The sequence below is a fragment of the Longimicrobiaceae bacterium genome, assembly GCA_035936415.1.
Classification (GTDB): Bacteria; Gemmatimonadota; Gemmatimonadetes; order Longimicrobiales; family Longimicrobiaceae; genus JAFAYN01.
The window spans coordinates 1-4,113 of the sequence record DASYWD010000484.1 but is presented as its reverse complement, the minus strand read 5'-3'; the positions used below and the strand labels follow the sequence as shown (position 1 = coordinate 4,113).

At 73.7% G+C, this 4,113-nt stretch carries 6 protein-coding genes; 3 read left to right on the top strand and 3 right to left on the bottom strand.

What is annotated here, in order from left to right; translation table 11 throughout:
• Positions 1-231 (bottom strand): DNA gyrase subunit A (locus VGR37_19680; GenBank protein HEV2149631.1); only part of this gene is annotated, 231 nt, incomplete at its 3' end.
• Positions 232-487: 256 nt separating this feature from the next.
• Here VGR37_19680 and VGR37_19675 point away from each other — a divergent pair.
• Both VGR37_19675 and VGR37_19670 read left to right on the top strand, forming a co-directional pair.
• The gene (locus VGR37_19675) at positions 488-1,060 is read left to right on the top strand and encodes a shikimate kinase (GenBank protein HEV2149630.1); all 573 of its coding nucleotides are present in this window, start codon (positions 488-490) and stop codon (positions 1,058-1,060) included.
• Between the two features lie 93 nt (positions 1,061-1,153).
• Complete coding sequence (locus tag VGR37_19670) at positions 1,154-2,416, top strand: S41 family peptidase (GenBank protein HEV2149629.1); 1,263 nt, start codon at positions 1,154-1,156, stop codon at positions 2,414-2,416.
• 21 nt (positions 2,417-2,437) lie between these two features.
• Here VGR37_19670 and VGR37_19665 read toward each other — a convergent pair whose 3' ends face one another.
• Both VGR37_19665 and VGR37_19660 read right to left on the bottom strand, forming a co-directional pair.
• Positions 2,438-2,752 carry a tetratricopeptide repeat protein gene (locus VGR37_19665; GenBank protein ID HEV2149628.1) on the bottom strand — a complete coding sequence of 105 codons (315 nt, stop codon included), beginning with the start codon at positions 2,750-2,752 and terminating at the stop codon, positions 2,438-2,440.
• Positions 2,753-2,798: 46 nt separating this feature from the next.
• Positions 2,799-3,218: a hypothetical protein gene (locus VGR37_19660; GenBank protein ID HEV2149627.1), complete on the bottom strand. Its 420-nt coding sequence runs from the start codon at positions 3,216-3,218 to the stop codon at positions 2,799-2,801.
• A 220-nt stretch (positions 3,219-3,438) separates the two neighbouring features.
• Between VGR37_19660 and VGR37_19655 the strand changes: the two genes are divergently transcribed.
• On the top strand, positions 3,439-4,113 hold a 675-nt coding region (locus VGR37_19655), incomplete at its 3' end, for an MFS transporter (GenBank protein HEV2149626.1).

The window sequence follows — 4,113 nt, the reverse complement described above, 5'->3', positions numbered from 1 at the left end:
GTACTTGCCCAGCACGTCGCCGACGACCGTCGCGCTCTTCTTGTACGGCCGGTTCGGCGACAGCCCCGCCTCGTGCATCGCGTACAGGATGCGCCGGTGCACCGGCTTCAGCCCGTCGCGCACGTCCGGCAGCGCCCGCTGCACGATCACGCTCATCGAGTAGTCCAGGAAGGACTCCCGCATCTCCTCCTCGATCAGCCGCGGGAGCACCCGGTCCCGCTGCTTCGCCATGCTCATCTGCTCGTCTCTCTCTGGCTTGCTAGTCTGTTGCGCTGCTGGCGAGATCGTCCGTCCACGGCCGCTCCGGACGGGCGCGGACGGCTGCTCCGTAGTACCCCGCGGCGGGCGGCGGGTTCGGAAAATGTTCGGGATTCGGCACCCGCGAAAGCGGCGCGGGAGGATGCGTGCCGGGGAACGGACGGGCCCGCGACGTGCAAGGTAACGCCGCCGCCGCCGTCGGCCAAACCGCACCCCGGAGGAGAACCGCGTGTCCACCCGATCCGAAGACGCGACCCGTTCCGAAGCGCCGCCCCGCCTGGCCGTGGCGCGCGTGGTCCTGCTCGGCTACATGTGCTCCGGGAAGAGCACCGTGGGCGAGGCGCTGGCCCGCCGCCTGGAGTGGAGCTACCTGGACTTCGACGTGGAGATAGAGCGACGCGAGGACGCCACCGTGCGCGACATCATCGACGCGGCCGGGGAGGAGCACTTCCGCGGCCTGGAGGCCGCCCTCACCGCCGAGGCGGCGGAGGCGGGGCGGCTGGTGCTGGCGCCGGGCGGGGGCTGGGTCACGCGGCCGGAGTTCCTGAACACGCTGGGGCCGGGGACGCTGGCGGTGTGGCTGCAGGTGTCTCCGGAGGAGACGGTGCGGCGGCTCCGCGCTGACAACATCGACCGCCCCTTCAAGGACCACCCGGACGCGGAGGCGATGATCGCGGAGATGCTGACGGACCGGATCCCGCTCTACGAGCGTGCCGACCTGAACATCCCCGCCGACACGCGCTCGCCGGAGTCCATCGCCTTCGAGATCGAGACGCTGGTGCGGCTGCGGAACGGGCGCTAGGCGGAAGCGGGGAGGAGCGCTCTCCTTGCGCCTTCACGGGCCACGGTGCGATAATCATCCGTTCCCACCGGCGGTTCCCGCACCTCCCTCCGCATGCTTCCTCGCCTGCTCGCGCTCCTCGCAGCCGCAGTCCTCGCGCTCGGCACCCCCGCCCGCGCTCCGGCCCAGGCCGCGGCGGACACGCTCGCCGTTCCGGAGCGGGAGCGGATCGTGTCCGGGCTCGACGCCGCCATCCGCCGCTACTTCGCGCACTGGAGCGCCGTGCCGGGGCTGGACTACCCGGCGGCGTACCGGGCGTACCGGGAGCGGGCGATGGCCTCCTCCGACCGGCGGGAGTTCGACCTGGCGACCCTGGAGTTCCTGGCAGGGCTCCGCAACGGCCACACCGACTTCAACGACCGCTGGCTGTGGGAGCGCCACGGCGCCCCCTTCCCCTTCTCGCTCCGGTCCAGCGCAGGAGAGTGGCGCGTCGCGTGGAGCGGGACACCCGACCTCCAGCCGGGCGACGTCGTGGCGGCGATCGACGGCGAGCCCTTCGAGGCGTTCTTCCAGAGGCAGAAGCGCTACATCTCCGCATCGGACGAGCGGGCGGCACGCCGGCGCCTGAGCAGCCAGGACTATCTCTTCCCGGAGCGCTTCACCCTGACCCTCGGCGACGGCCGGCACGTGGCCGTGGTCCGTGAACGGCCGACGGCTCCCGCGGTGCCGGCGGCGGCAGGCCCCGCCGCGGAAGCGGTGCCGCACCGCTGGCTGGTGCAGGACAGCATCGCGTACCTCAAGGTGCCGGGCTTCGGCGACCCCAGGTACGAGGCCCGCGCCCTGGAGCTGCTGAAGACCCGCTACCGGAGCGCCCCGGCGCTCATCGTGGACCTGCGCGGCAACGGCGGGGGCTCCACGCCCTGGAAGCTCCGCAAGGCGCTCATGGGCGGGCAGGGATACCGGCGGTGGGAGGTTGAGGAAGAGAAGGTGGGGGCGCCGCTTCTCTACCGGGCGGCGGGACCGCTGGTGCTCCGCCTCTACCCGGTGCCGGCGTACCGCGGGAAGCTGGTGTTCCTGGTGGACGGCGGGTGCGCCTCGGCCTGCGAGGACCTGGTGGTGTCCTTCAAGGACAACGGCCGGGCCACGCTGGTGGGCGAGACGACGTTCGGGTCCACGGGGCAGGCGTTCCGGATGGACTTCGGCAACGGGATGACGGCCCGGATCGGCGGCCGGAGGGTTCGCCTCCCGGGCGGTGCGCCCTTCGAGGGGGTGGGGATCGCCCCGGACGTGCCGGTCGCCCCCGCCGTCCCGGGCGCGCGGGGAGACCCCGTGCTGGAGCGGGGCCTGGCCGTGCTGCGCGGTCCCGGCGGCAGCTGAGCGCGGCCACGCCGGGGCGCCTCAGCCCATGTCGTCGAGCACCTCCTCGAACTCCATCGCCATGGTGGGGTGGCTGTGGCGGGTGGCGGCGGCGATCCCCTGCCGGTACGCCTCGCGCGCCTCGTCGTCGCGCCCCAGCTCGCGGAGCGCGTGGCCCAGGCGCCCGTACGCGTTCCCCTCGTCGTCGGTGCGGGTGAGGTAGGCGCGCAGCTCCTCGATCATCTCCTCCCACCGCCCCGCACGCTCGTACTCCAGCGCCAGCCCGAAGCGCGGACGGGGATCGTCCGGGCGCTCCTGCGCCAGCTTCCTCAGCGATTCGATCCGGGTGCTGTCCACCGTGGCCTCGCCTCCCCGCGTGGTGTCGTCGCCCGCCAGGGGCCCCTCAGTAAAACCGGCGCAGCAGGCTGGCGGAGGCGACCCCCGCCACTGCCCCCAGCATCGCCGCCCCGCCGATCATGGCCGCGCGCTTGGGCTCCACCGCGGCCAGGCCGTCGCGCAGGCCGCCCAGGGCCGCCCCGTTGCCGTAGCGGACCGCGTGCCCCGGGAGCTCTTCCAGCGCCACGGTGCGGTCGCACCGCAGGCACACGGCGCGGCCCGCCGTCCGGCTGGTGCGGTTGGGGAATGCCAGCTCCCCCGCGCAGTCCGGGCACTCCGCCCCGGCGGGCTCCGGCTGCACGGCGGCGTACAGCGAGCCGCGGCTCACGCCGAGCTGCTCCGAGATCCCCTCCACCGTCTCCGCGCTGTTCCAGTAGAGGTGGTTCACGCGCTCCTGCCTCGCGTCGGCCACTTGGGTTGCGTCCATTTCGCCCTCGTCGATCATTGGGGAAGGGTCCGGGGAAGCCGGACAGACGGGTCCGGCCGCGCACAACGTGTGCCAGCAGCAGCACTTCTGCCCCGGCGCGCGGCGGCCGCCCCCGGGTCCCGGAGGCGCTCCGCACGTTGTCTCCATCCGGGCGAGTGCCTATTTTGGACACCCCGACGCACCCCGGAACAGGGCGAGAGATAAAGGGAAGCACCGGCCCTTGAGCAGAAGCGACACCATCACCGCACCTCCGCTCCCCCCGCGCTCCGCGCCGGGGGAGCGGGCGCGGAGCGGACCGGAGCGCACCATGGGGCGGTCTCCGCTCGTCATCGTGTTCCTCACCGTCTTCCTGGACCTGGTCGGGTTCGGGATCGTCATCCCGCTCCTCCCGCTGTACGCGGAGCGGTTCGGCGCCGGCCCCGTCGCCGTCACCTGGCTGGTGGCGGTCTTCTCGCTGATGCAGCTCCTGTTCGCCCCCTGGTGGGGCGCCCTCTCCGACCGCGTGGGGCGCCGCCCCGTGCTCCTGGTGGGGCTCTTCGGCTCGGCCGCCTCGTACCTCCTCTTCGGGCTGGCGGGCGGGCTCGCCACCCTCTTCCTGGGGCGCGCCCTGGCGGGGATCATGGGCGCCAACGTGGGGGTGGCGCAGGCGTACATCGCCGACGTCACGGCGCCCGAGGACCGGGCGCGGGGGATGGGGCTGATCGGCGCCGCCTTCGGGCTGGGGTTCATCTTCGGCCCGGCGATCGGGGGGCTCCTCTCCCACTTCGGGCACGCGGTGCCGTTCCTGGGCGCGGCGGCGCTGGCCGCCGTGAACGGGGCGGTGGCGCTGGTGCTCCTCCCGGAGTCGCTCCCGGCGCACCGGCGCTCGGCGAGGCCCGCGGACGCGGGCGTCCGG

Bases quoted from the DNA above. Each gene is read 5' to 3' on its own strand.
- VGR37_19660 (HEV2149627.1), bottom strand. From the start codon at position 3,218: ATGGACGCAACCCAAGTGGCCGACGCGAGGCAGGAGCGCGTGAACCAC.
- VGR37_19670 (HEV2149629.1), top strand. From the start codon at position 1,154: ATGCTTCCTCGCCTGCTCGCGCTCCTCGCAGCCGCAGTCCTCGCGCTC.